This window comes from Alistipes indistinctus YIT 12060 (assembly GCF_025144995.1).
Lineage (GTDB): Bacteria > Bacteroidota > Bacteroidia > Bacteroidales > Rikenellaceae > Alistipes_A > Alistipes_A indistinctus.
Genome location: NZ_CP102250.1, coordinates 2,313,155 through 2,339,506, shown reverse-complemented (window position 1 = coordinate 2,339,506; position 26,352 = coordinate 2,313,155). Strand labels below are relative to the sequence as shown.

Sequence of the window (26,352 nt, the reverse complement as noted above, 5' to 3'; positions counted from 1 at the left end):
GAACGCAAAAACGGAGCATAACCGGAACCGGTTGTACGGCCGGACACGGAGTGCGGGCCGCAAACAAAAACGACACATGGCAAACGAGATAGACACATACACCAAACGGAGGCTCTCGCAGCGGTACATCCTCTGGCTCACGGCGATCACCGTCGCGGGAGGCTGGGCCGTGGCGCTGCCGCTCTACGGCTGGCTGCCGCAGTACTACACGCCGCTGTATCCCTACATCATGCTCTATTTCTACGTGTGGGCGCTGGGATTCGCATGGATGCTGAACCGGCCGGTACGCGACGGCAGGCTATCGACACAGGGCTTCATGTATTTCAAGGTCGCGAAGCTCGTGGCAAGCGTGGGCGTCGTGGGCGCATTCATCGCACTGAGCGACCAGCCCAAGCATCCGTTTATCCTGCTGTTCTTGTTCTGGTACCTGGTCTATCTGATTTTCGAAACCCGGTTCTTCTGGCTGTATGAGAAGAGCCGTAAAGGAGGAAAGGCTTAAGATGAAAGCTTACAGACATATCCTGCTCGTAACGGGCCTGCTGCTGACGCTCTTCGCCTTCGTGCCCCAGGCCAGGGGCGAGGGATGGGAACACCACGACACCGTACCCGCCGCCGAAGCGCCGGACGCAGGGGTGATCGGCAACGCGGACGCGACGGCCGCCGAAGAGGTAGCCGCCGAGAACAAAGCCGAAGAGGCGGTCGACGTAAAAGGCATCGTCTTCGGGCACATCGGCGACTCCTACGACTGGCACATCACCACATGGGGCAAAACCCACATCACCGTACCGCTGCCGGTAATCGTGCGCGGGGAGAACGGGCGGTGGCACCTCTTCTCGTCGTCGCGCGTGGCCCACGGCCAGAGTTACGAGGGCTTCTACATCGCACAGGGCGGCGACTACGACGGTAAAATCGTCGAGCGCAACGCCGCAGGCGAAGAGGTGCGCCCGATCGACCTGTCGCTGACGAAAACGGCCTTCGCCCTGCTGTTCAACTCCGCGCTGCTGATGCTGATCGTACTGGGCGCCGCACGCTGGTACAAACGCCATCCCGTGCGCACATCGGCCCCGGGCGGTTTCGTCGGACTGATGGAGGCGGCCGTGATGATGATCCACGACGACCTGATCAAGAGCTGCGTGGGCAAAGACTACAAACGCTTCGCCCCCTATCTGCTGACGGTGTTCTTTTTCATCCTGATAAACAACCTGATGGGGTTGGTTCCGATCTTCCCCGGCGGGGCGAACGTCACCGGTAACATCGCGATCACCCTGCTGTTGGCCATCGCGACGTTCATCATGACCAACGTATTCGGAACACGCGAATACTGGAAAGAGATTTTCTGGCCCGAAGTGCCCACCTGGCTCAAATGCCCGGTGCCGATGATGCCGGCCATCGAGTTCGTCGGTATCCTGACCAAACCCTTCGCACTGATGATCCGTCTGTTCGCCAACATGATGGCGGGACACGCGGTGATCCTCAGCCTCACCTGCCTCGTGTTCGTGACAGTGAGCATGGGCCCGGTGGTGAACGGTTCGATGACCGTGGTGTCGGTGATCTTCTGCATTTTCATGAACCTGCTCGAATTGCTGGTAGCCTTCATCCAGGCCTACGTCTTCACGATGCTCTCGGCGGTGTTTATCGGACTGGCGCGCGTGGAACCGCACCACAAGAAAGAAGAACAGGAAATATAAACTGCCGGGGCCCATCCATGCCGCACGGCTCACGCACTACACTGATTTAAACCAATACAGGCACAATAAAAAACCAATAAAACCAAACGATTATGTTACTTTCCATTTTACTGCAGGCAGCAGCCGGATTAAGCATTGGGAAACTGGGCGCAGCCCTGGGCGCAGGACTGGCCGCCATCGGCGCCGGCATCGGCATCGGCAAGATCGGCGGATCGGCCATGGAGGCCATCGCACGCCAGCCCGAGTCGGTCAACGACATCCGTACGAACATGATCATCATCGCGGCGCTGGTCGAAGGCGTTGCTCTGTTCGCCGTGGTAGTCTGCTTCCTCGCGCTGTAAACCGTTAAAAAAGAACGATCATGGGACTCTTATTACCCGAATCGGGCCTTCTGTTCTGGATGCTCCTCTCCTTCGGAGTGGTTTTTGCCGTGCTGGCCAAGTACGGCTTCCCCGTCATCACGCGGATGGTGGAGGAGCGCCGGGCATACGTGGAGCAGTCCCTGCAGGCGGCCCAAGAGGCCAACGACCAGCTCGCGCAGGTCAAGGCCCAAAGTGAAGCGCTGCTCCAAAGCGCGCGTGAACAGCAGATGAAGATCCTGAACGAAGCGTCAGCCACACGCGACCAGATCGTCGCCGAAGCGAAAGCCAAGGCACAGGCCGAAACACAGCGCCAGATCGACGATGCGAAGCGGCAGATCCGCCTCGAACAGGAGGCCGCCGTCCGCGCAGCCCGCAGCCAGATCGCACTGCTGGCCGTGGACATCGCCGGGAAGGTCATCCGCGAGAAACTCGACACGTCGGCGGCGCAGATGAGCATGATCGACCGCCTGTTGGACGAAGCGCCCGTCATGAAGGCAGGACAGAATAACATCCAGTAAAGCACCGAGCAGATGAACACAGGAATGATTCCCTCGCGCTACGCCAAGGCTCTGTACGAGTACGCCGGAGAAAAATCGGCTACCGAACGTGTCTACGGCGAGATGCAACGGCTCGCCGGCAGTTTCGCGGCAGAGCCCGCCTTGCGCCGCGCGCTGGACAATCCCGTCCTCACGCCGGAACAAAAGAGCGGGTTGGTTTACAACGCCGCGGGCGGAGACCCGAGCGACGAGCTGAAACGGTTCGTGGAACTGGTGCTGAGCCACAAACGCATGCAGTTGCTGCACCGCATGGCGCTTGACTACATGGCCCTCTACCGCCGGGCGCACAACATCAGCACCGGCGAGTTGCAGACCGCCGTGGCGGTGGACGAAACCACCGAGCAGCGGCTCAAGGAGTGGATCGTCTCGCGCACGCACGGGACCGTCGAACTGCGGACACTGGTGCGCCCCGACATTCTCGGCGGGTTTATCTTCGAGATGAACTCGATGCGCCTGGACGCGAGCGTCGCGACGCAGCTGCGGGAAATCCGCGAGCAGTTCATCGACCGCAACAAGCGGATTGTCTAAATGTATCAATGCCTGCCCCGGCAGGCCCATAATTAAGATCGACTATGTCTGAAAATATCAAACCAAGCGAAGTATCGGACGTACTGCGGATGCAGCTCGAGGGGATCGATACCGACCTGCGGTTCGACGAAGTGGGTACCGTGCTCGAAGTGAGCGACGGCGTGGCCCGCATCTACGGACTGGAGAACGCCGAGGCCAACGAACTGCTCGAGTTCGACAACGGCATCAAAGCCGTGGTGATGAACCTCGAGGAGGACAACGTCGGCGTCGTGCTGCTGGGCCCCACCGACCGCATCAAGGAGGGCGACACCGTCAAACGTACGGGCCGCATCGCCTCGATCCAGGTGGGCGAAGGAATGCTCGGCCGCGTCATCAACCCGCTGGGCGAGACGCTCGACGGATTCGGGCTGATCGGCGGCGAAACGACCGAAATGCCGCTCGAACGCAAGGCCCCCGGCGTCATCTTCCGCCAACCGGTGAACCAGCCGCTGCAAACCGGACTCAAGGCGATCGACGCGATGATTCCGATCGGCCGCGGACAGCGCGAACTGATCATCGGCGACCGCCAGACCGGAAAAACCTCGATCGCGATCGACACGATCCTGAACCAGAAAACGAACTTCGACGCGGGCAAACCGGTTTACTGCATCTATGTGGCCATCGGCCAGAAGGGCTCTACGGTAGCCGCGCTGGTCAACACCCTGCGGGAGAAAGGCGCCATGGACTACACGATCGTCGTAGCCGCCACGGCCGCCGACCCTGCCGCACTGCAATATTTTGCGCCGTTCGCGGGCGCCGCGATCGGCGAATATTTCCGCGACACGGGCCGCGATGCGCTGGTCGTTTACGACGACTTGTCGAAACAGGCCGTCGCCTACCGCGAGGTGTCGCTGATCCTGCGCCGTCCGTCGGGCCGCGAGGCCTACCCGGGCGACATCTTCTACCTGCACTCGCGCCTGCTGGAGCGTGCGGCGAAGATCATCAACCAGCAGGAGGTGGCCGAACAGATGAACGACCTGCCCGAAAGCCTCAAAGGGAAAGTCAAGGGCGGCGGTTCGCTCACCGCACTGCCGATCATCGAGACGCAGGCGGGCGACGTGTCGGCCTACATTCCGACGAATGTGATCTCGATCACCGACGGCCAGATCTTCCTCGAAACCGACCTTTTCAACCAGGGTATCCGCCCGGCGATCAACGTCGGCATCTCGGTATCCCGCGTGGGCGGCAACGCACAGGTCAAAGCGATGAAGAAAGTGGCCGGAACGCTGAAGATCGACCAGGCGCAATACCGCGAACTGGAGGCCTTCACGCAATTCGGCGGCGATATGGACCCGGTTACCGCACAGACGATCGACAAGGGACAGAAGAATACGCAGCTGCTCGTGCAACCGCAATACTCGCCGATGCCTGTCGGGGAGCAGATCGCAATCCTCTACTGCGGTGTCCACGGCTTGCTGAAAGACGTCCCCCTGGACAAAGTGCACGACTTCGAAAAAGCCCTGATCAATAACCTGCAGGGTACGGATGTACTCGAAACGCTGCAAAAAGGTGTTATCGACGATAAGATCACCGCAAAACTCGACGAAGTGGCCGCGTTGGTAGCCGCATCGCTCAAAACCGCATAGGCCATGGCATCGCTCAAGGAGGTCAAAGCAAGAATCGCATCGGTCAACAGCACGCTGAAGATTACTTCGGCGATGAAGATGGTGGCCTCGGCCAAGCTGCACCGGGCGCAGGCGGCCATCGAGAGCATGCTGCCCTATGAGAAGAAACTCAACAGCATGCTCGCGGGGTTCCTTACCTCGGGCGTACAGGTCGACTCGACGCTGGCCCGCGAGCGCGAAGTACAGCGCGTGGCGTTGGTGGCCGTCTCGTCGAACACGTCGCTCTGCGGCGCTTTCAACGCGAATGTGATCAAAAAGCTCAATGCCCGGCTCGAAGATTACCAGTCGCTGGGCCGCGAGAACATCCTGATCTACCCCATCGGCAAAAAAGTGGAGAAAGCAGTCAGAAAAGAGGGCTACGAACCTCAAGGCAGCTACCAGTCGATGATCGACAAACCGGACTACCAGGCCGCTGCCGAATTGGCGGAACAGTTGATGGAGATGTTTGAAAAGGGCGAAGTCGACCGCGTGGAGTTGATCTACAACCATTTCAAAAGCACGGCCGTACAGGTGATGACCGACGAACAGTACCTGCCCGTCGAAATGCCGGAAGAACCGCAGCAGGCCCCCGACCAATACCGGCCCGACTACATCGTCGAACCGAGCGCGGCGGAAGTGGTGCAGACACTGGTTCCGCAGGTACTGAGCCTTAAGATCTTCACGATCCTGCTCGATTCTTCAGCTGCGGAACATGCGGCCCGCACAATCGCGATGCAGATGGCGACCGACAATGCGACAGCGCTGCTTCAGGAGCTGAAAATCCAGTACAACAAGTCGCGCCAGCAGGCGATCACCAACGAACTGCTCGACATGATGGGCGGCGAGACGGCTGCGAATTAATCCGTACGACGACCGGCAAACCGGTTGATTCACAGACACCCATCAGCGGGGGCGTAAATTACGCCCCCGCTGATTTCGATTTACAGTGATCCTTAATCCGCAGATAATAGCATATATATGGCCATGTCCTCCTTCCGGGACAGGACAGCTATCCCTGTTTTCAGGTTTGCCCATCCATCCATCCATCCATCCATCCATCCATCCATCCATCCATCCATCCATCCATCCATCCATCCATCAATCAATCAATCAATCAATCAATCAATCAATCAATCGTCTAATTCAGCCGACAAGCCGATACCTTCTGTTATAAATAAAAAGCTCCGGTGCATACCGGAGCTTTTTATTTTCATTCTCGCGGCCCGAATCAACCGGGACGCCGAAAACAATCGTATTCAACCGTCCGACCTTCAGCCGGTCCAGACACTACAAGGACTATTTGTTGTTCTGGCGGAACTCCTTGCGAAACTTCTTGCCTTCTGCCTTCACCGCTTTTTCAGCGGCTTTCGAGCCGATCTTTACGCTCATGTCACGGCCGCCGCCCAAAGCCTGGTAAAGGTTCACCACGGCCTGCATCTTCTGGAAGTCGTCCGACACCTGCGTCAGCTGGGCGTTCAGCAACGACTGCTGGGCGGTCAGCACCTCGAGGTAGGTCGAAGTGCCCAACTGCAACAACTGCTGCGTGTAGTTCACCGACAGCTCCAGCGAATGGATCTGCTCTTTGCGCGAAGCACTTTTGTCTCCGGCGGCTTTATACTGGTAAAGCGCATTGCTCACTTCGCTGCCGGCTGAGAGGATACTCTGCTGGAACGCGTTGAGCGCCTCCTGCTGCTGGGCTTTCGCTATACGCAGTTGCGCACGGTTCTTCCCCTGGTTGAAGATCGGGATAAGCAGCGAGCCTGCGGCATTGGCGATCGCCTTACCCGGATTGATGACCATATTGCCCAGCGAGTTGGTCCATCCGGCGGCCCCGCTGATCGTCAGGCTCGGATAGAACGCCGAACGGGCCACGTTCGTCGCGGCGTAGGCGGCCATCAACGCGGCTTCGGCCGACTGGATGTCGGGACGGTTGCTCAGCATTTGCACGGGTACGCCGGCCGAAAGGGTCGACGGAATCGACTGGTCGGCCAACACTCCGGGACACTCAATCGACTGCGGAGCGACACCCAGCAGGTTCGACAGCGTGTTTTCGACCTCACGGACATTCTGCCGCAGATCGGGCAAGGAAGCCTCGATCGCATAGCAGTTCGCCTGGCTCTGTACCACAGCCGCTTCATTGACGCTTCCGGCCAGTTTGAGGGCCTTCATCGTCTCGACGCTCTTGCGCCACGAGATCACGGTCTGTTCGCTGATCGCCAGTTGCTGGTTCAGCATCTGCAGCGTATAATAGGTATTCGCGATCGACGCGATCACCTGCGTGCGGACAGCCTGTGCGTAAGCTTCACTCTGCATCAACGCGGCACGTGCGCCGCGTTTGGAGTTCAGCAGGCGGCCGAACAGGTCGACCTCCCAGCTCGCAGCGGCCGGAACCTGGTAGGTCCACTGGCGGCGGCCGTTCTCATACCACGAAAGCGCACCGTTCGGATTGAGGTTGAACGACGGCACGTAAGAGAGCCGTGCGGCCTGCAGGCTGGCTTCGGCCTCCTGGACCCGGAGCCGTGCGGTCTGCAGGTCGAGGTTGTGCTCGAGGCCCTGCGCGATCAAGCTCTGCAGGTAAGGATCGCGGAACACCTCCTGCCAGGGCAGGTTGCCCATCGAGGTCGTATCCCCGCGCAGCGTGTCGGCCGCCGAGAGCGTGTCGCGGTACATACCCGCGGTAGTCACCTCGTCGGGACGGCTGTAGTTGCGATAAATGTTGCAACTGCTCAGCAACATCGCTGCCGAAAGCCCCGCCAACAAGATTCTGTATTGGATTTTCATAACGGTCATTTACTTAAAATTTCACAATCACTCCCACTAAACGAGCTTTTCGATCTCAGCCTCGATCTCTTCGGGCTCCGGCTCTACCTCCATCGGCGTAAACCGCTCCTGCAGCGACTGGAAAGCTACGAAGAGCACCGGCACGATGAAGATCTGAGTCAACATACCGATCAACATACCGCCAATGGCGCCCGTACCGATCGTACTGTTGCCGTTGGCGCCGACACCCGACGCGAACATCATCGGCAGCAGGCCGATCACCAGTGCGAGCGAAGTCATCAGGATCGGGCGCAGACGCGCAGCCGAACCGGCGATCGCCGACCAGAGGATACTCATGCCCTGTCTACGCCGGTCGAGTGCGAACTCTACGATCAGGATCGCATTCTTGGCCAGCAGGCCGATCAGCATGATCAGTGCGATCTGCAGGTAGATGTTGTTATCCACATGCATGAACTGCGCGAAGATAAACGAACCGGCCAGACCGAACGGAATCGAGAAGAGCACGGCCAACGGCAGGATGTAACTTTCGTACTGCGCACTCAGCAACAGGTAAACGAATACCAGACAAAGCACGAAAATCAATGCCGTGGTGCTGGTACCGGTCGACGACTCCTCACGGGTCATACCCGAAAATTCGAAGCCGTAACCCTGCGGCAGCGTCTCGGCTGCCACCTCTTTGATCGCCTGGATCGCCTCTCCGGAACTGTACCCGGCATTCGGAGAACCGTTGACGCTCATCGAAGTATACATGTTGAAACGGTTGATGTTATCCGGTCCGTACACTTTTTTCAGCGTCAGGAACTGCGTGATCGGCGCCATCTCGCTGCCATTCCGGATTTTCACCTGGTTCAGTGTCTCGGGACTGATCCGGTACTTCGGATCGGCCTGGATCATCACGCGGTACAGCTTACCGAAACGGTTGAAGTTCGATGCGTACAGGCCGCCGTAATAACCCTGCAACGCCGTCAGGATATCGCGCGGACTGATACCGGCCTTCTTACACTTGGCCGCATCGATATCGATCATGTACTGCGGGAACGTCGGGTTGAACGACGTGCGTGCAGCCGCGATCTCGGGACGCTGGTTCAGCTTCGCAAGGAACTGCTGGGCGATGCCGAAAAATTTATCCAGGTCACCGCCGGTCTTGTCCTGCAGGTTCAGCTCGAAACCGTTGGTAGCACTGTATCCCGGAATCATCGGCGGGGCAAAGATCAATACGTTCGCATCGGAAACACCCATTTTCGACTGTACGTAAAGCGAGCCGATCACCGAATTCAGGTCCTGTCCCTTTTTGCCGTCGCGCTCACCCCAGTCTTTCAATTTGACGATAATCGTTCCGTAGGTGTTGCCCTGTCCGGCAATGAAACTGTAGCCGGTGATCATCGAACGCGATTTGACGGCCGGATTCGCCGCGATCAGACTATCGACCTTCATCAGCAACTCTTCGGTACGCTCCTGGGAGGTGCCCGGAGGCGTATCGACTACCGCGAAGACGGTACCGGTATCCTCGTTAGGCACCAAACCGGTCGGGGTGATTTTCATCAGGAACACCAGCAGCACGATACCCGCGCCGATAATGCCGAAAGTCATCCAACGGTGGTGCACGAAGAAGAGCACGCTCTTCTTATATTTCTGAAGCAGCGTAGCGTATGCCGTATTGAATCCGGCATGGAAACGGCTTACGAAAGTGCTCTTTTTCTCCTTATCCGGATCGTGAGGTTTGAGGAACAGTGCGCAAAGCGCAGGGCTCAGCGTCAGGGCATTGATAGCCGACAAACCGATAGCGATAGCCATCGTCAAACCGAACTGGCGGTAGAAAGTACCCGACGTACCGGTCATGAAGCTCACCGGAATGAACACGGCCATCATCACCAGCGTAATCGAAACGATCGCGCCGCCAAGCTCGCTCATCGCATCGATAGAGGCTTTCTTAGCCGATTTATACCCCTGGTCCAACTTGGCATGGACACCCTCGACGACGACGATCGCATCGTCGACCACAATCGCAATAGCCAGCACCATCGCGCAGAGGGTCAGCAGGTTCACACTGAACCCGATCAGGTAAAGCATAAAGAAGGTACCGATCAACGCCACCGGGATGGCAATCATCGGGATCAATGTCGAGCGGAAATCCTGCAGGAAGACGTACACGACGATCACCACGAGCAGGAAGGCCTCCAGCAGCGTTTTGATCACCTCTTCGATCGATGCGAAGAGGAAATCGTTCGCACTCATCAGCACCTCTTCCTCGACACCGGGAGGAAGCGTATTTTCGATGCTCTTGAGGTATTTCTCGACGTTCTGGATAATGGCCGTAGCATTCGAACCGGCGGTCTGGAAGATAATCACCGACACACCCGGATGCCCATTCACATTATTACTGAATCCGTAAGTCAGACGGCCCAACTCAATATTGGCGATATCCTTGAGCCGCAACACTTCGCCGTCGGCATTGGCTCGGATCACGATATCCTCGAACTCCTGCTCGGTCTGCAGGCGCCCCTTATAGCGCATCACATACTGGAACGACTGGTCGCCCAGCTCGCCGAACTGGCCGGGCGCAGCCTCGATATTCTGTTCGGCCAGCGCCGCCGACACGTCGGACGGCATCAGTTTGTACTCGGCCATCACATCGGGCTTGAGCCAGATACGCATCGAGTAGTCGGCACCCATCACCATCGCATCGCCCACACCGGGAATACGCTTAACCTCGGGCACGACGTTGATGTTCGCATAGTTTTCGAGGAACTGCTGGTCGTACCGGTTGTCGGAACTGTAAAGCGAGAAGATCAGCAGCATACTGGTCTGTCGCTTCTCGGCGATGACACCGACCTGCGTTACCTCGGCAGGCAGGAAACCCTGCGCCTTGGCCACACGGTTCTGCACGTTGACGGCCGCCATGTCGGGGTCGACACCCTGCTTGAAGTAGACGGTGATCGTCGCATCACCGGTATTGGTGGCGGTGGAGGTCATGTAATCCATGTTCTCCACACCGTTGATCTGCTCCTCCAGCGGAGCGATCACGCTGTTCAGCACAGTCTGGGCGTTCGCACCGGTATAGGTGGTATTCACCCGGATCGTCGGGGGGGCGATATTGGGATACTGCTCCACCGGCAGCGACATCAGCCCCAGCAAGCCCAGGATGACGATGAGGATCGAAATCACCGTCGACAGCACCGGGCGGTTGATAAATCTATCTAATTTCATAAGGTTTTCTTCGTTTTATCGGATCATTTCTGTGCGGCGGCTGCCTGTTGCATCTGCTGGGTCATCGCCTGCACTTTGGCTGCGGACTGCTCGGGAGTGATCGGCTGGATCGGCATGCCGTCACGCAACGTCGCCACACCTTCGACAACCACCTGTTCACCCGGTTTCAGACCGGACGTCACCACGTACTGCTTGCCGTTATCGAGCGGGAACACCGTGATTTCGGTATTCTTCACCTTCGAGCTGTCGCCCAGTACATAAACGAATTTCTTATCCTGCACTTCATAAGTGGCGCTCTGCGGGATCAGCAGGGCAGAATCGAGAACGCTCGGAATCAGCACCGTACCCGTACCGCCGCTGCGCAGCAGGCGCTGTGCGTTGGGGAAGGTGGCGCGCATCTGCACGGCGCCGGTCGAAAGGTCGATCACGCCGCTGAGGGTTTCGATCTTGCCTTTGGCAGGATACATCGTTCCGTCGGCCAGTTGCAGCTGCACCTCGGGCATCGCACCGATCATGCTGTTCACCGAACCGTCCTTCTGGCGGGTCAGCGCCAACAACTGCTTCTCGTTCATCGAGAAATAGACGAACATCTTGTTGATGTCGGAAACGACGGTCAGCGGCTCCTGCGTGGTGGTGCCCACCAGGCTGCCCACACGGAACGGGATCGTGCCGACCACTCCGTCCGAAGGACTGGTGATCGTCGTATAGGAAAGGTCGTTGTGGGCGCTTGCCAACTGGGCTTCGGCCTGTGCCAGCGCGGCTTTGGCCGATGCCAGAGAGTTTTTGGCGGTCTGCAGGTCGTAATCGCTGATAATATTCTGTGCGTGCAGTTCGGTCTTGCTGTCGACGGTCAACTGGGTAGTGGCCACATTGGCTTTGGCTACCTCCACGGCGGCCTCGGCGGCCTCGGCGGCCTGTACCGCCTTCTGGTACGGCACGGCGTCGATCAGGAACAACGGTTGTCCCTTGTGTACCACTGCTCCTTCGTCCACGCAAAGTTTGGTGATGTAACCGCTCACGCGCGCACGGATCTCGATATCCTGTTGCCCTTTGATCGTAGCGGGATACGCGCTGTTGAGCTCCTGACTCGTAGGTTCAACAGTCATTACAGCCAAAGAGAGCGCGGGCATGCCTCCCTGTTGCGAATTTCCGCAGGAGAACGCCAGCAAAGCGGTCAGCGAGTACGCTGCGCCTTTCACGAAAGCCCCGATGGCTTTCCTTTTCTTCATTTTTTCCATATGCTTACCAACAAATTGATTATAATCGTTTGAAACTTTACGAAACACCGTGCAAAACTAATAATTATTAACGACATCCCATCCGGTTTGTTATCCCGGAGAGATGTTTTTTACGCCCAAAAACGACAAATCGAACATTACACCGGGATATCCTAACATCCCTAACACCAAAACGGACACGAATACGTCCACCCAGGAAAGGCCGCCGCTACGGAAACTACGGCCCTGCAGCACCTGGAACCGGCCGCAAACAACCCGCACACACTTAAAACGCACAGTCCATCCGGAACGGACAGGGTAAATTCGATTTTTTACCTGTTAATCAAAATATCGGCAAAATAACCTGCCACCGGATTGACCGTACGCCCGGCGAGCTTCACCTCGCTGATGCGGAACAGTCCCTTGCCGTGGCGCAGCTCGCAGGCCGCCATCACGGGGCCCCGGTCCTCGACCCAGCTCGAATTGCCGCTCAGCAGCAGCGGCGTCCAGCCGGGAGCCGACACGGTGTGGCCCAGCAACGGCTGTACATAGCCCGCAGCGGGATCGTACCACATCTTGAAATCCATCGGCTTGAAAGCCTTCATCAGCGGATGCGGCACTTCGGGCGAGGCGAAATAGTATTCGCCCATGGTCGTACGCTCGACCTTCACGTCACCGGCGCCGATGCGGTAGTCGCCCGCAGGAAGCTCCAGCAGCACCAGTTTGCCGCCTGCAGCCACCCATGCGTCGATCGCCTCCTTGTCCTTGTTGTACGCCGCGATATCGTCGCAAAGCATCACCTGCGCCCCGGAGAGCGACGGCACCGTAACCGCGCCCGCTGCGGCGGCCAGCTCCGCCGCCTTGTCGCCCACGGCACAGACCTTCGCCGCGCTCTTTTTCAGCGCCGGGAAAACCTCGATCGTCTCGACGTTCTGGTGCACGGGATTGCCCGCAGCATCGTTCAGCGAGATGCGGAGCTGATATGCAGTGCGTTTACCCACCTTCGGGGCCTCAAAGTCGATAAATCCCTGGAAACGGGAATCGTTCCGGGGAATGTCGGCACGCACGCTGTGGGCCCACACCACCCGGCCCTCTTTTTCGAGCTGGTAGTGCAGCGTATAGTCCTGCGGCGCATCGTTGCGGTCGTTGCAGACCCACGCTTCGACATTCACCCGCTCGCCGGGAAAAAACGTCCAGCGGTCGGTACGCAGCGAAGTCATCAGCGGCGCGAGCGCGTTGCGGTAAGCGAAGTAAGCCGGTTTCGGCCCCCGGTCGACATCCATGATCGTCTTCATCCAGCCCGACGGAAACGCGTCGATAAAGAGGTGGATCGCGAACGAAACCATCCGCCCGTCGCGGCGGAAGGCCTCGGTCGTGAACTTGGTCACCCACTCCTGGTGGTCCCAGCTCGCCCGCACCCAATCGTGCAGGTTGTCCTGCGTGTTGTACCACATATAATGGAAACGGTGCGTCTGCGCCTGCGGGATCAGGTTCGCCGTCCAGCTCTTTTCGTCCCCCTTCACGGGCAGCCACCCTTTCGGATAGTATTTGTACATCACCTCCTCGGGGTCGAGTCCTTCGGAACCGAACTCGCCGCACGCATAGAGCCACCCCGGTTTGACGGACTGCCAGTAACCGCGGTGCATCTTGCCCAGGCCGAGGCCGTGGCCGTTGTACCAGCCGTTATAGCAATGGCTGTCGGGCAGGCCCGGCGAGGGCGGATCGTAATCGCCGTCGCCCGCCTTGATCACGCGGTCGGGGTTGGTGATCAGCACCGCCTGGTCGAGCGCCGTGAAGAGCCGTTCGTATTCGGCCAACTCGCCGAAACTGCGCTGCGGCTGCCCCTCGGCATTCGGGAAACGTTCGTTGATATAACTCACCATGATCGTGCTGGGATGCTTGCGCACGAGGCGCTCCATCTCTTCGGCCTGCTTCACCGCTTCGGAGAACAGGTTTCGCCTCAGGCTGCCGAACAACGGCAGGTCGGTCTGGTTGAGCAATCCCAGTTTGTCGAACCATTCGTAAATTTCGGGCTGGACGGGCCGCTGCGTGAGGCGCAGGTAGTTCATGTTGCAGAGCTTCGCCAGCAGGATGTCGTCGATGAGCTGGGCCGTGTCGCCCCTGATTACACACTGCTGCAGGTACCCCATCGTGTTGGCTCCCCGCAGGCGGATCTGCTCTCCGTTCAGGTACATGCGCCCGCGCGGCACCGAAACGGTGTCCATCGTAAAACTGCGCATGCCGAACTGCTGCTTGGCCGCGTCGAGTTCGTTGCCCTGCTCGTCCTGTACGGTCACCTGCAACTGGTAGAGCCACGGCGTGTCCGGATTCCACCAGCGGAAACCGGTCATGTCGAGGGGGATGCGCAGGTAGTTGACCCCGTGCCCCATCTTGAGCCGCACCGCCTGGTTGTCGGTCGGTTTGGCAAGGTCGCCCACGCCGGGGATAAAGGTCGAAGACGGAATGTATTCCATCTCTTTGAGGATCGTCTGTTCGAAGTTCTGTCCGTATACCGAGACGACCAGCTTCACGTTTTCTTGCGTTTCGTTGAAATTATTTATTTCCACCCACGCCTCGGCCCGGTTCTCTTCGGGCAGCGGACGCACGAACAGGTCGTTTACGTGCATCGGGTTACGGGCCTCGATGCGGCAGGTCTGGTAGATGCCCATACCGGCGGGACAGTGGTGCCATCCCTGCACCGGTTCGTCGTAACCGGGACCCGTAGCCGCATAGATTTTGTCACCGCGCACGTTCTCGCCGCCCAACGAATTGCCGGTCGTCGTATAGTCGTTGCTGACCTTCACGAGAATCGTGTTTTTGCCCGGACGGGCCAGTTTCGCGATGTTGAACTCGAATGGCGCGAAGAAGCCGGTATGCGTACCGGCCAGCGTGCCGTTCACGTAGACTTCGGCCTTGTAATCCACCCCTTTGAAACAGATGAACAGCGCCCCCGCGCGGAACATCGCGGGCGAAAGGTCGACCACCTTGCGGTAGTAGGTCACCGCACGGCCCAGCGGCGCTCCGTAGTGCGGAATCTTCACTGCGGTCCATTCGCCTTCGCCGCGCTCGACCGCGGCGAAATCACCGGCATCGGCTTCCGTCCCGATCCGCCAGTCGAACACGTCGAGCGGCACGCTCGCGCGGGAAACCGGCAGCGCCGGGGCCACGTCTTTCATATAAGGGGCGTACTGTTCCCGCAGCTTCGCCAATTCGGCCTTCAACTCAGCCCCGGTCGAGAGGGTATGCATCGGCCGGAAAGCAGCCTGCGGATCGTTCTCCACGGGCAGGAACTTTTGCGGGAGTTCCGGCGGCGCCGGTTCGACCAACGTACTGCGCAGCTGGTAGCGGGCGGTGGCGATATCGGCGAATTTATCCTGCGCCGACAGGGGCGCCGACGACAGCGCAGCGGCCAGGGACAACAGGGCGAAGGTCACTTTCGGGGTAGCGTTCATGCGTTACGTTTTTTGAGGGTTTGCGGCAACTGCCGTTCCGGGACAGGCGGGGGAGAAGGAACCGGAGAGCACAAATTTACAAAATCCGGCCGATATTTCACAATCCCGCGCGGCCGTTCCGCGGAATACCGCGGGCGAAGAACGACAGGGACCGGAAACCCGTTCCGGGAGATGACCGGACGAAGGCTCGGTCTCCGGTCAGAATCAGGATATTTCGGCCTTCAGGGCCCCTCTGAAGCCGGTTCGAGGATCGAACAAAATTCCTGAAATATGTTAATAATGCATGCAAAGGCTATGAAAACCCGTAAATTATCGCTAACTTCGTGGAGTTTCGGCCGTGCCGTAAGGCGCTTCCGGAGTGTCAAAATCCTCAAAATCACCCGCCCAAGCGGATGATTTTCTCCGTTTCCCACCGGCGTTTTTCGCTGCGGAACGGGCACAGGAGGCACTCCCGGGAGCGGATCACGTCCGGAACGCCGTTCGGTATTTTCGGGGCGTTCTGTTCTGAAAACGCGGACGGTCCAGGAGGCGGAGGCAGACGGGGAACAAACGCAAATCACGGCGCGGCAGCGCGGCAGACCAGAACGAACCGTTGCAGGGACAGACCGAGTCGCCCGACCGGAGGCAACACACGCGGCAGGCAACCCGGAACGGAAACAGCAGGACGACGGGCGGTGCCGCGAGACGCTTCGACCGCACGGCCACAGGGTCCGGCAGCCAGGTATCGACAAAACATTATACTACAACATAACTTAAATCTCCTCACACAACCTATCATGGACAGAAGAACCTTCCTTCTCCGGAGCGCCATGCTGGCAACAGGCACCCTCGTAGCCGCACTTTCCCCCACCCTGGCCGAGGCCGCAGCCAAAGCCGCCGAAACCGGCTCGCTGAGTTTCGATTCCGAAGCTTACAAACGTTTCAAGAATTCCGAGTTCAAATACCACCCCTACGTACGCTGGTGGTGGAACGGCGATAAGGTCGAAGCTGCGGAACTGGTCCGCGAACTGCACCTGCTCAAGGAAGCCGGCATCGCGGGCGTTGAGATCAACCCCATCGCATTCCCCACCACGGGCGACGACCTGGGCAAAAAGTCGCTGCGCTGGCTCAGCGACGAGTGGATCGACGCACTGAAGGTCACGTTCGACGAAGCGAAGAAAATCGGCATGACCTGCGACCTGCTCGTAGGTTCGGGCTGGCCTTTCGGCTCAGAAGACCTCACCCCCGAGGAGCGCGCACAGGTCGTATTGGTTGACGCCGAGAAGATCGAGGGACCGACCACGTTCGAAATCTCGAAGTTCACGATATTCAAAACCGTCGATCCGGGCGTGACGGACGTCAATCCGCTGCGCACGTTCGAAATCATGTCGCTGAAGCTGGTTCCCAACCCGATGAGCGGCATAGACCAGGCGATCGACCTCTCGGACCAGATCGGCAAAGAGGTGATTTCGGTCGACGTACCCGAAGGGAAATACGTATTTTACGCATTGGTGAAGGTCAATTCGTTCGCCTGCGTGATCAACGGCGCGCCGGGAGCCGCCGGTTCGATCCTCAACCACATGGACAAAAAGGCCGTGCGCAAGTACCTCGACCACATGGCCGACACGATCCAGAACCGGATCGGCCCGCTGAAGAACTACGTCCGCGCGATGTTCACCGACTCGATGGAGCTCGAGGGATCGAACTGGACGGGCGACTTCGCCGAGCAGTTCCGCCTGCGCCGCGGTTACGACCTGATGCCTTACCTTCCTTTCATGATGTTCAAGGTGGGCCGCCTGGGCGACGTGCTCGACTACAATTACGGAGCGGAAAAGACGCCCGAGTTCAAAGCCGAGCTGCAGCGCGTGCGCTTCGATTTCGAACTGACGAAGGCCGAACTGCTCAAGGAACGCTTCACCGACACCTACACCGGCTGGTGCAAGGACCTCGGGGTGCTCTCGCGCGCGCAGGCCTACGGCCGCGGCTTCTTCCCGCTCGAGAGCAGCATGGGCTATTCGATCCCCGAGGGCGAATCGTGGACGACCAACTGGCTCAAGCACCGCCTCGGCGAAGAGATGCGCGACGACGAATACCGCGCAGGCCGGGGCTACACGATGATCAACAAATACGTCTCTTCGGCCGCGCACCTTACCGGCAAGCGCATCGTCAGCGCCGAGGAGATGACCAATACCTACCTCGCCTTCCGCGCAACGCTCGAGCTGATCAAAATCGGCTCGGACATGAGCGCCGTCTCCGGCATCACGCACTCGGTATGGCACGGCTTCAACTACTCGCCGGCCGACGCGCCGTTCCCCGGCTGGGTGCAATACGGTTCCTACTACAACGAGAACAACACCTGGTGGCCTTACTTCAAGTACCTGAACGCTTACAAGGGGCGCCTCTCGTCGCAGTTCCAGAACGCGGACATGTACACCGACATGATCATCCTGCCGCCCAACTACGACATGTGGGGCGAGATCGGCGTGCAGACCGACCCGTTCCCCGGCACGCTGAACGTCCTTTACACCTCTTTAATATGGGAAGCGATCTGCAAGAACGGCGGCGCCGCCGACTACACCTCGGAGATCGTACTGAACGCCTCGACGGTTAAGAACGGCAAGCTCTGCTACGGTCCCAAACAGTACGGCACGCTCTTCCTACCCGAAGTGACCAGCACCGCCCCCTCGACGCTCGCGAAGATTCACGAGTTCGTTTCCCAGGGCGGCCGCGTTTTCTGCATCGAAAAATACCCGTCCAAGTCGCTCGGCTTCAAAGATTACAAAAAGCGCGACGCCGAGGTACAGGCGTGGATCAAGAAACTGCAGGCCTACCCCGACCGCTTTATCCTCGTCAAAAAACCCGAGGACAACAAGTTCCTCGAATGGTACCGGGAGCTGATCGGCCAGTACAACCTGCCGCACTACATGACCGTCGAGAACCCCGACCGCTTCTTCCTGCAGACACGTTGGAACGGCGGCGACGGCAACACCTTCTTCTTCCTGGCCAACGTGCACATGCACAACCCCTACAAGAGCAAGATCACCTTCTCGCCGGAGATTACGCGGGGCCGTTACCCGTGGATTTGGGATCCCGATACCGGCAAGCGTTACCGCATCACGCTCACCGACGGCAGCTTCGAACTGGAACTCGGCCCGGCCGAAACCCTCTTCATCGTCTTCGACAAGGTGTCTAAGGGCGAGCCGTGGAAACCGCTGCCCGTCAGCGCCCCGAACGCGCTGACGCTTAAAAACTGGCAGGTCGAACTGCACCATGCCCGTGAAGGATGGGTCAAAACCACGCAGATGGAGACGCCCACCGACCTGAAGGAGACCGAATGGAAAGATTTCGCCGGAACGGTCGTGTACCGCACGAAGTTCGACGTGAACAGCTCGAACGCCGGGGACACCGTCCTGAATCTGGGCAAAGTCTACGGCATCTCGCAGGTGCTCGTCAACGGCGTGGACTGCGGCGTGAAATGGTACGGCAACCGCATTTACGACATCGCCGATCAGCTACACACCGGCAGCAACGAGATCGAGGTGCGCGTGGTCACCGTCCTGGGCAACTACATGCATACGCTCACCGACAACGCCACTGCCCAGAAGTTCACCGCCGGCAGGAAAGAGTGGCCGACCCTGTCGCTGGGCATCCTCGGACCGGTAACGCTATACAAATAAAATTGTCTAAACAAGCTGCAGAGATAATTCACAGGGGCAGCGGACAGGCTGCCCCGGACTACTGCCAATAAACTTCAATTTTTCAAAAAACTCTCTCAAACCAACAACGATTCATGAAAAAGTTTATTCTCTCAGCACTGGCCGTCCTGTGTGCGATGCAACTGGGGGCGAAGGATTACAACGCCTCGCTCTTCGGCATCAAATCCAACGGTACGACGCTGAACACCTCCTCGATCCAGAAGGCGATAGACTACATCCACTCCGAGGGTGGCGGACGCCTCGTCTTCTACGTGGGCCGTTACCTGACCGGCAGCATCAACCTGCGCTCGAACGTCACGATCCAGCTCAACGAAGGCGCCGTACTGCTCGGTTCGACGAACCCGTACGACTACCCGATCGACAGTTCCTACTGCGCATTGGTGCGGGCGGTTAAGGTCGACAATGTCGCGATTACCGGCAAGGGGGTCATCGACGGCCAGGGCCGCGAGGCGTCGTATAACCTGCTCGACCAGATCCAGAAAGGGATCATCAACGACCCGGCCAAATACGACCGGCCCGATGGATCGCGCCGCGCACGGACGCTCTATTTCCGCGAATGCAAAGACGTCACCATCGACGGCATCACGCTGAAGAACTCGGGCGACTGGGTGCAGACTTACGACCAGTGCGATCGGCTGAAGATCAACGGCATCACCGTCGACAGCAAGGCCTACTGGAACAACGACGGGCTCGACATCGTCGACTGCCGCAACACCACCGTCACCAATTCGTTCATCGACGCGACCGACGACGGTATCTGCCTCAAATCGCACAGCCACGAGCACATGTGCGAGAACATCGAAATCCGCAACTGCGTAGCCCGCTCGAGCGCGAGCGGCATCAAGTTCGGCACGGTAAGCGCCGGCGGCTACAAGAATATCCGCATCATCAACAATAAGGTATACGACACCTTCCGCTCGGCCTTCACGATCGCCACGCCGGACGGAGGCGTCGTCGAGAATATCCTCGTCGACAGCCTTTACGCATACAACGTGGGCAACGCGATCTTCCTGCGTATCGGCAACCGCTGGACCAAAGGTTCGGTGGGTTCGATCGACGGAGTCACGATCCGGAACATGTACTGCGAACTCTCGGACGGCAAGCCCGACGCGGGTTACGAATACGAAGGCCCGGTGGAAGACCTGCCGCGCAACATCTCGCCCGCAAGCATCGTCGGCCTGAAAGGGTACGACATCCGGAACGTGAAACTCGAAAACATCACGATCGTCACCCCGGGCGGCGGCAATCCCTACTACGCGAAGGTGGGCACCAGCGCGAAGGAGCTCGACGCGATCCCCGAGATGGCCGACCGTTATCCCGAATTTTCGCAATTCAAGGAGCTGCCCGCATGGGGCTTCTACATCCGCCACGCGAAGGATATCGCTTTCGACAACGTGAAGTTCATTGCCAAAAACCGTGACTACCGCCCGGCGATCGTCACCGACGACGTGAAGGGCCTGAGCCTCGCAGATGTCACCTTCGAAGAACCGGGAGCAAAGAAAAAACAGATCCATACTTACCAAACGACTAACATTCAAATCAATAAATAACAAACCATGACTAAGCTCAAATTTCTCGCATTAGCCATCGCCTTGCTGTGCGGCGCCACGCAACTCTCGGCCAAGGACTACCAGGTTTCGGACTTCGGCGCCAAGGCCGACGGCATCACCCTGAACACGGGTGCGATCCAGCGCGCGATCGACGCGGTGAACGAACGCGGCGGCGGACGCCTCGTCTTCGGCCCCGGCAAGTACCTCACCGGCTCGATCTACCTGAAAAGCAACGTGACGCTGCACCTCGAGCGCGGCGCCGTGCTGCTCGGCTCGACCAACCCGTTCGACTACGTGAAAGACCCGTATGTACGCTGGATGGCCATGGTGTTCGCCATGAAACAGGAGAACATCGGCATCACCGGCAAGGGTACCATCGACGGCCAGGGTTTCAAAACCGCCAACAACATGGTACAGTACATCCAGCGCGGCATTTATGAAGACCCGCTGAAACTGGACCGCCCCAACGAGACGAACCGCCCGGAAAACATCTACTTCCGCGAGTGCACGAACGTCACGATCACCGGCATCACGCTGCGTGACCCGGCCAGCTGGAACCAGACCTACGACCAATGCAAGAACGTCTATGTGGACGACATCTACGTGGAGGCGAACTCTTACTGGAACAACGACGGCATCGACATCGTCGACTGCGACGGCGTGGTGATCAAAAACTCGTTCTTCAATGCCGCCGACGACGTGCTCTGCTTCAAATCGCACGACGCGAACAGCATCTGCCAGAATGTCGTAGTCGACAACTGCGTGGGACGCTCGGGCGCCAACGGACTCAAATTCGGCACCGTATCGAGAGGCGGATTCCGCAATTTCAAGGTGACGAACATCACCATCTACGACACCTACCGTTCGGCCATCACCTTTGCAGCCGTGGACGGCGGCCTGATCGACAACATCCTCGTGGACGGCGTGCGCTCGATCAATACCGGCAACGTGATCTTCCTGCGCATCGGCGACCGCTGGGGCAAAGGCAAACAGCCGTCGATGAAAAACGTGACGATCCAGAACGTCTATGCCGAAGTGCCGCTGCGCAAACCCGACGCCGGCTACAACTACGAAGGCCCGATCGAAGACATGCCGCGCAACATCTCGCCCGCGAGCATCGTCGGCCTGCCCGACTACCCGATCGAGAACATCACCCTCAAGAACATCACGATGGTCTACCCCGGCGGCGGCAATAAACTCTTCGCTTACCGCGGCCTGACCCCCGCCGAACTGGACGGTATTCCCGAAATGCGCGATACCTATCCCGAATTCTCGCAGTTCAAAGAGCTGCCGGCCTGGGGTTTCTACATTCGCCACGCCAAGGGTATCACCTTCGACAACGTGAAATTCATTGCCGAGAAGCCCGGCGACTACCGTCCGGGCCTGGTGACCGACGACGTGCAGGGCCTCACCCTGCGCAAGGTCGAATTCGAAGAACCCGGTGCCAACGGCAAGGAACAGGTGTTCACCTACAAGACCACCGGCATCGTAAAGGAATAACCGCAAACAAATTAATAATCTCAACTTAAAAACAGAGACCATGATCAAAACGAAATTCCTCGCACTCGCCCTCTTGCTGATCGGCACGGCCGTGAGCCCCGTTTCGGCCAAGGAGTATAAGGCCGCGCTCTTCGGCGTGAAATCGGACGGTACGACCAACAACACGCGCTCGATCCAGAAGGCGGTAGACTTCATCAGCGAAAACGGCGGCGGCGAGCTGGCGTTCTACGTAGGCCGCTACCTGACCGGCACGATCCACCTCAAGAGCAACGTGACGATCGTCATCAAGGAAGGCGCCGCACTGATGGCTTCCACGTCGCCTTATGACTACGACTATGTGAACGGCACCGCCGCACTGATCGTCGCCGATACAGCCAAAAACATCGGCATCACCGGCAAAGGCCTGATCGACGGACAGGGAACCCTCGTAACCGGCCACTACAACACGCAGGCAGCCCAGGGCAACCTCGCCGCCGGTAAGAACACGGTGCCCGCGCTGATCTACATGAACGGTTGCACCGGCGTGACCGTCGAAGGTATCCTGCTGAACAACTCGGCCGAGGACGTGGCCATTTTCAACAACTGCACCGACGTGACCGTTACCGGCATCACCGTCGACAGCAAGCTGAACCCCGCCACGGCCGGCGTCGTGTTGGAGGGCTGCACGAACGTGAAGCTGAATGAATCGTTCATCGACGTACCCGCCGCTGCATTGCAGACCAAAGGCGCCGCGTCGAAAGGCGTTTCGGTAACCAACAGCATCACCCCCAACGGCAAAAAAATCTCGCCGCGCAAATAAGCGAACCTTTGCCCTGCGTCCGCTGACCCGGACGCAGGGTCCTAATCGGGGAACCGTACCGAAACCGGCTACAGTCCGTCCCGGCAACCGTTCCGTTTTCCCGCCCCCGAGTTCCGACGCGGGAAACAAACGGAACCGCCCGAAAAACCGACGGACCGGTCAAGCGGATAGCTCTCGGCACGCCCCGGACAGATACAAATATTAAAACAGATACAGGTATAAAATAGGACAACCGGTACTCCCAATACAGATACAGACAGCAACTCCGACTCAGAAATAAAAACCTAACCAACCGATATTTTCCCAATCTAAAACTTCCATGGATCGCAGAACTTTCCTTATCCGCAGTGCCATGCTCGCAGCAGGCGGCCTCGCCGTCACGATGCTGCCGGGTGTCACCGAAGCCGCCGAAATGGCCGAAGCGGCCGCAAAAGCGGCCGGTGACGGCTCGTTACGTTTCGACGCCGAACTCTACCACCGCTTCGCCAACCCCGATTCAGTCTACCGTCCGTTCGTACGCTGGTGGTGGAACGGCGACAAAGTCGAACCCGAAGAGTTGCGCCGCGAGCTGCGCGTCATGAAAGCCGCCGGTATCGGCGGCGTCGAGATCAACCCGATCGGTATCGCCGAGGTGGACAACGACATGGGCAAGCGTTCGCTCACATGGCTCAGCGACGAGTGGATCGAAGCGCTGGAAGCCACTTTCGACGAAGCGAAGAAACTCGACATGACCTGCGACCTGATCGTCGGTTCGGGCTGGCCCTTCGGCGGCGAATTCCTCAAAGGGGACGAGCGAGCGCAGGTGGTACTGATCGACGCGCAGAAGCTCGAAGGCCCGACCACGTTCGAAATCTCGCGCTTCGCGATCTTCAGCACGGTCGATCCGGGCGTCACGGTGCCCTTCCCGGGCCGCACGTTCGAACTGCTGGCCCTCAAGCTGGTACCCGACCCGATGGACGGCCTCGAAGGGGTGATCGACCTGTCCGACCAACTCGGCAACGAGGTAATCTCGGTAAATGTTCCCGACGGAAAATACGTATTCTACGCACTGGTGAAGGTCAATGCCTTCGCGAGCGTGATCAACGGCGCACCCGGCGCCGCAGGACCGATCCTCAACCACATGGACAAGCAGGCCGTGAACAAATACCTGCACCACATGTCCGACACGATCCAGGCGAAAACCGGGCCGTTGAGCGCGCACATCCGCTCGATGTTCACCGACTCGATGGAGCTCGAAGGATGCAACTGGGCCACCGATATCCTCGAAGAGTTCAAAAAGCGGCGCGGGTACGACATCTTCCCCTACCTGCCCTTCATGATGTTCAAGGTGGGCCGCCTGGGCGACGTTTCGGACTACAATTACGGCGCCGCCAAAACCCCCGAATTCGCCGCAGAAATCCGCCGGATGCGCTACGACTTCGAACTGACCAAAGCCGAATTGCTGCGCGAACGCTTTAACCGCACCTACCTCGACTGGTGCAAAGAACTCGGCGTGCTTTCGCGTGCGCAGGCTTACGGCCGCGGCTTTTTCCCGCTGGAAAGCAGCATCGGATACGACATTCCCGAGGGCGAGTCGTGGACGACCAACTGGCTCAAACACCGTCTCGGCGAAGAGATGGGTAACGAGGACTACCGCCGGGGCCGGGGCTATACGATGATCAACAAATTCGTCTCTTCGGCGGCGCACCTGACCGGCAAACGGGTCGTGAGCTGCGAAGAGATGACCAATACCTACCAGGTATTCAATGCGACGCTCGAGTTTCTGAAACTGGGATCCGACATGAGCATCCTCTCGGGTATCACCCACTCGGTGCTGATCGGCGTGAACGTCTCCCCTCCCGACATTCCGTTCCCGGGTTGGGTGCGTTACGGCGCCTACTTCAGCGAGCACAACAACTGGTGGCCCTACATGCCCTACTTCACCGGCTACCGGGCCCGCGTTTCGGCAGCGCTGCAAAACACCGACATGTACACCGACATCGCGCTGCTGCCGGCTTATCCCGACATGTGGAGCGAAGTGGGCGTCAAGACCGAGCCGTTCCCCGACCGGCTGAACGTGCCCTACATGACCCTCGTCTGGGAGGCGATCCACAAGAACGGCGGCGGATGCGACTACACCTCGGAGATCGTGCTCGGCGACTCGACCGTCAAAAACGGCAAGCTGTGCTACGGTCCGAAACAGTACGGCACACTCTTCCTGCTGGGACTGGACAGCATCCGGCCCGAAACGCTCGCGAAGCTTTATGATTTCGTAAGCCAGGGAGGACGCGTCTTCTGCATCGAGAAAATTCCGCACCAGTCGCTCGGTTACCACGACTACAAACAGAACGACGCGAAGGTTCAGGAGTGGATCGGTAAGCTGAAACAGTTCCCCGACCGCTTCGTATTGCTCGAAAAACCGGCCGACAACGATTTCATCAAATGGTACGCCGACGTACAACGGCAGTACGGCATCGAACCCTACGTGAAGGTCGAAAACCCCGATCCCTTCTTCACGCAGAACCGCTACCAGGGCGACAACGGCGAAGAGCTCTTCTTCCTGGCCAACTCGCACCTGCACAATCCCTACCGCGGCCGGATCGTCTTCACCGACGAGATCACCGCCGGGCGCTACCCGTGGGTGTGGGACATGGAAAACGGCAAGCGCTGGCGCATCGAACTGGACAAGGAGGGCGGCTACACGCTCGACATGGGTCCGGCCGACTCGCTGGTAATCGTCTTCGACAAGAACAAGAAAGGGCCGGCGTGGAACCCGCTGCCCTACGAAGGCCCGCAAAGCCGGACGCTCACGGGCTGGGACGTGGAGTTGCACCACAGCCGCGAAGGATGGACCAAGACCGACCGCATGGAGCAGCCGACCGACCTGAAAGATACGCCGTGGGTGGACTTTACCGGCACGGTCACCTACCGCACCACCGTCGACGCGGGCAGCAAACCCGGCAAGATGCTGCTGAACCTGGGCAAAGTGTATGGCGTGGCCGAACTGAAGGTCAACGGCAAGGATCAGGGCGTACGCTGGTATGGCCGCCGCGTCTACGACCTCTCCGACGCCCTGCAACCGGGTGAGAACGAGATCGAAGTGAAGGTGGTCACCACGATGGGCAACTACATGAAGACGCTCACCGACAACCCGACGGCCCAGAAGTGGACGAACCGCAAGAACAAGGAACAGCCGACCCAGTCGATGGGCCTGCAGGGTCCGGTGACGTTATACTCCGCCGGAAAATAGGTACCGAGCCTGTGCGCATTCCGGAATAGGCGCACAGGCCTTTACCCGCCCGCACACGGACTGCACGGACTTCCGGATGCGAACGCCAAAAATACCAACGGGAAGTCCGGAAAAATAACAAGGAAAACACACCGGACACACCGA

16 protein-coding genes are annotated in these 26,352 nt (G+C 58.9%); 12 read left to right on the top strand and 4 right to left on the bottom strand.

Going from position 1 to position 26,352, the window contains the following annotated elements:
* Positions 1–76 precede the first annotated feature (76 nt).
* The 7 genes from NQ495_RS09680 to NQ495_RS09650 all read left to right on the top strand — a co-directional run bounded on the left by NQ495_RS09680 (position 77) and on the right by NQ495_RS09650 (position 5,639).
* Positions 77–499, top strand: a complete 423-nt coding sequence (locus NQ495_RS09680) for a hypothetical protein (protein ID WP_009133048.1) — start codon at positions 77–79, stop codon at positions 497–499.
* A 1-nt stretch (position 500) separates the two neighbouring features.
* Positions 501–1,688 carry a F0F1 ATP synthase subunit A gene (atpB, locus tag NQ495_RS09675; protein ID WP_009133047.1) on the top strand — a complete coding sequence of 396 codons (1,188 nt, stop codon included), beginning with the start codon at positions 501–503 and terminating at the stop codon, positions 1,686–1,688.
* A 92-nt stretch (positions 1,689–1,780) separates the two neighbouring features.
* Positions 1,781–2,029 carry an ATP synthase F0 subunit C gene (gene atpE / locus NQ495_RS09670; protein WP_009133046.1) on the top strand — a complete coding sequence of 83 codons (249 nt, stop codon included), beginning with the start codon at positions 1,781–1,783 and terminating at the stop codon, positions 2,027–2,029.
* A gap of 20 nt (positions 2,030–2,049) precedes the next feature.
* Positions 2,050–2,568 carry a F0F1 ATP synthase subunit B gene (gene atpF, locus NQ495_RS09665; RefSeq protein ID WP_009133045.1) on the top strand — a complete coding sequence of 173 codons (519 nt, stop codon included), beginning with the start codon at positions 2,050–2,052 and terminating at the stop codon, positions 2,566–2,568.
* A gap of 12 nt (positions 2,569–2,580) precedes the next feature.
* Positions 2,581–3,135: a F0F1 ATP synthase subunit delta gene (locus tag NQ495_RS09660; RefSeq protein ID WP_009133044.1), complete on the top strand. Its 555-nt coding sequence runs from the start codon at positions 2,581–2,583 to the stop codon at positions 3,133–3,135.
* Positions 3,136–3,179: 44 nt separating this feature from the next.
* Positions 3,180–4,760: a F0F1 ATP synthase subunit alpha gene (gene atpA, locus NQ495_RS09655; RefSeq protein WP_009133043.1), complete on the top strand. Its 1,581-nt coding sequence runs from the start codon at positions 3,180–3,182 to the stop codon at positions 4,758–4,760.
* A 3-nt stretch (positions 4,761–4,763) separates the two neighbouring features.
* Positions 4,764–5,639, top strand: a complete 876-nt coding sequence (locus NQ495_RS09650) for a F0F1 ATP synthase subunit gamma (protein ID WP_009133042.1) — start codon at positions 4,764–4,766, stop codon at positions 5,637–5,639.
* 435 nt (positions 5,640–6,074) lie between these two features.
* On the opposite strand, the gene NQ495_RS09645 is transcribed toward NQ495_RS09650, so the two are convergent.
* From NQ495_RS09645 to NQ495_RS09630, 4 genes are all read right to left on the bottom strand, one after another.
* Positions 6,075–7,559, bottom strand: coding sequence for a TolC family protein (locus NQ495_RS09645; RefSeq protein WP_009133041.1), 1,485 nt, complete (start codon positions 7,557–7,559; stop codon positions 6,075–6,077).
* Between the two features lie 36 nt (positions 7,560–7,595).
* Positions 7,596–10,766 carry an efflux RND transporter permease subunit gene (locus NQ495_RS09640; RefSeq protein ID WP_009133040.1) on the bottom strand — a complete coding sequence of 1,057 codons (3,171 nt, stop codon included), beginning with the start codon at positions 10,764–10,766 and terminating at the stop codon, positions 7,596–7,598.
* Positions 10,767–10,789: 23 nt separating this feature from the next.
* Positions 10,790–12,004 (bottom strand): efflux RND transporter periplasmic adaptor subunit, encoded by a 1,215-nt coding sequence (locus tag NQ495_RS09635; protein WP_009133039.1) that lies wholly within the window; start codon positions 12,002–12,004, stop codon positions 10,790–10,792.
* Between the two features lie 311 nt (positions 12,005–12,315).
* Positions 12,316–15,435 carry a glycoside hydrolase family 2 gene (locus tag NQ495_RS09630; protein ID WP_009133038.1) on the bottom strand — a complete coding sequence of 1,040 codons (3,120 nt, stop codon included), beginning with the start codon at positions 15,433–15,435 and terminating at the stop codon, positions 12,316–12,318.
* A 776-nt stretch (positions 15,436–16,211) separates the two neighbouring features.
* Between NQ495_RS09630 and NQ495_RS09625 the strand changes: the two genes are divergently transcribed.
* The 5 genes from NQ495_RS09625 to NQ495_RS09605 all read left to right on the top strand — a co-directional run bounded on the left by NQ495_RS09625 (position 16,212) and on the right by NQ495_RS09605 (position 26,208).
* Positions 16,212–19,091 (top strand): glycosyl hydrolase, encoded by a 2,880-nt coding sequence (locus NQ495_RS09625; protein ID WP_118060871.1) that lies wholly within the window; start codon positions 16,212–16,214, stop codon positions 19,089–19,091.
* Positions 19,092–19,204: 113 nt separating this feature from the next.
* On the top strand, positions 19,205–20,680 hold the full coding sequence (locus NQ495_RS09620; RefSeq protein ID WP_009133034.1) for a glycoside hydrolase family 28 protein: 1,476 nt from the start codon (positions 19,205–19,207) through the stop codon (positions 20,678–20,680).
* A gap of 6 nt (positions 20,681–20,686) precedes the next feature.
* Positions 20,687–22,180, top strand: coding sequence for a glycoside hydrolase family 28 protein (locus NQ495_RS09615; RefSeq protein ID WP_009133033.1), 1,494 nt, complete (start codon positions 20,687–20,689; stop codon positions 22,178–22,180).
* 40 nt (positions 22,181–22,220) lie between these two features.
* Complete coding sequence (locus NQ495_RS09610) at positions 22,221–22,979, top strand: glycoside hydrolase family 28 protein (protein ID WP_009133032.1); 759 nt, start codon at positions 22,221–22,223, stop codon at positions 22,977–22,979.
* A gap of 319 nt (positions 22,980–23,298) precedes the next feature.
* Positions 23,299–26,208: a glycosyl hydrolase gene (locus NQ495_RS09605; protein WP_009133031.1), complete on the top strand. Its 2,910-nt coding sequence runs from the start codon at positions 23,299–23,301 to the stop codon at positions 26,206–26,208.
* Positions 26,209–26,352: the final 144 nt, after the last annotated feature.

Coding starts and splice junctions, on each gene's coding strand:
- atpB (WP_009133047.1), top strand. CDS start 501: ATGAAAGCTTACAGACATATCCTGCTCGTAACGGGCCTGCTGCTGACG.
- NQ495_RS09650 (WP_009133042.1), top strand. CDS start 4,764: ATGGCATCGCTCAAGGAGGTCAAAGCAAGAATCGCATCGGTCAACAGC.
- NQ495_RS09610 (WP_009133032.1), top strand. CDS start 22,221: ATGATCAAAACGAAATTCCTCGCACTCGCCCTCTTGCTGATCGGCACG.
- NQ495_RS09660 (WP_009133044.1), top strand. CDS start 2,581: ATGAACACAGGAATGATTCCCTCGCGCTACGCCAAGGCTCTGTACGAG.
- NQ495_RS09605 (WP_009133031.1), top strand. CDS start 23,299: ATGGATCGCAGAACTTTCCTTATCCGCAGTGCCATGCTCGCAGCAGGC.
- NQ495_RS09640 (WP_009133040.1), bottom strand. CDS start 10,766: ATGAAATTAGATAGATTTATCAACCGCCCGGTGCTGTCGACGGTGATT.
- atpE (WP_009133046.1), top strand. CDS start 1,781: ATGTTACTTTCCATTTTACTGCAGGCAGCAGCCGGATTAAGCATTGGG.
- NQ495_RS09615 (WP_009133033.1), top strand. CDS start 20,687: ATGACTAAGCTCAAATTTCTCGCATTAGCCATCGCCTTGCTGTGCGGC.
- NQ495_RS09625 (WP_118060871.1), top strand. CDS start 16,212: ATGGACAGAAGAACCTTCCTTCTCCGGAGCGCCATGCTGGCAACAGGC.
- atpF (WP_009133045.1), top strand. CDS start 2,050: ATGGGACTCTTATTACCCGAATCGGGCCTTCTGTTCTGGATGCTCCTC.
- NQ495_RS09635 (WP_009133039.1), bottom strand. CDS start 12,004: ATGGAAAAAATGAAGAAAAGGAAAGCCATCGGGGCTTTCGTGAAAGGC.
- atpA (WP_009133043.1), top strand. CDS start 3,180: ATGTCTGAAAATATCAAACCAAGCGAAGTATCGGACGTACTGCGGATG.
- NQ495_RS09620 (WP_009133034.1), top strand. CDS start 19,205: ATGAAAAAGTTTATTCTCTCAGCACTGGCCGTCCTGTGTGCGATGCAA.
- NQ495_RS09680 (WP_009133048.1), top strand. CDS start 77: ATGGCAAACGAGATAGACACATACACCAAACGGAGGCTCTCGCAGCGG.
- NQ495_RS09630 (WP_009133038.1), bottom strand. CDS start 15,435: ATGAACGCTACCCCGAAAGTGACCTTCGCCCTGTTGTCCCTGGCCGCT.
- NQ495_RS09645 (WP_009133041.1), bottom strand. CDS start 7,559: ATGAAAATCCAATACAGAATCTTGTTGGCGGGGCTTTCGGCAGCGATG.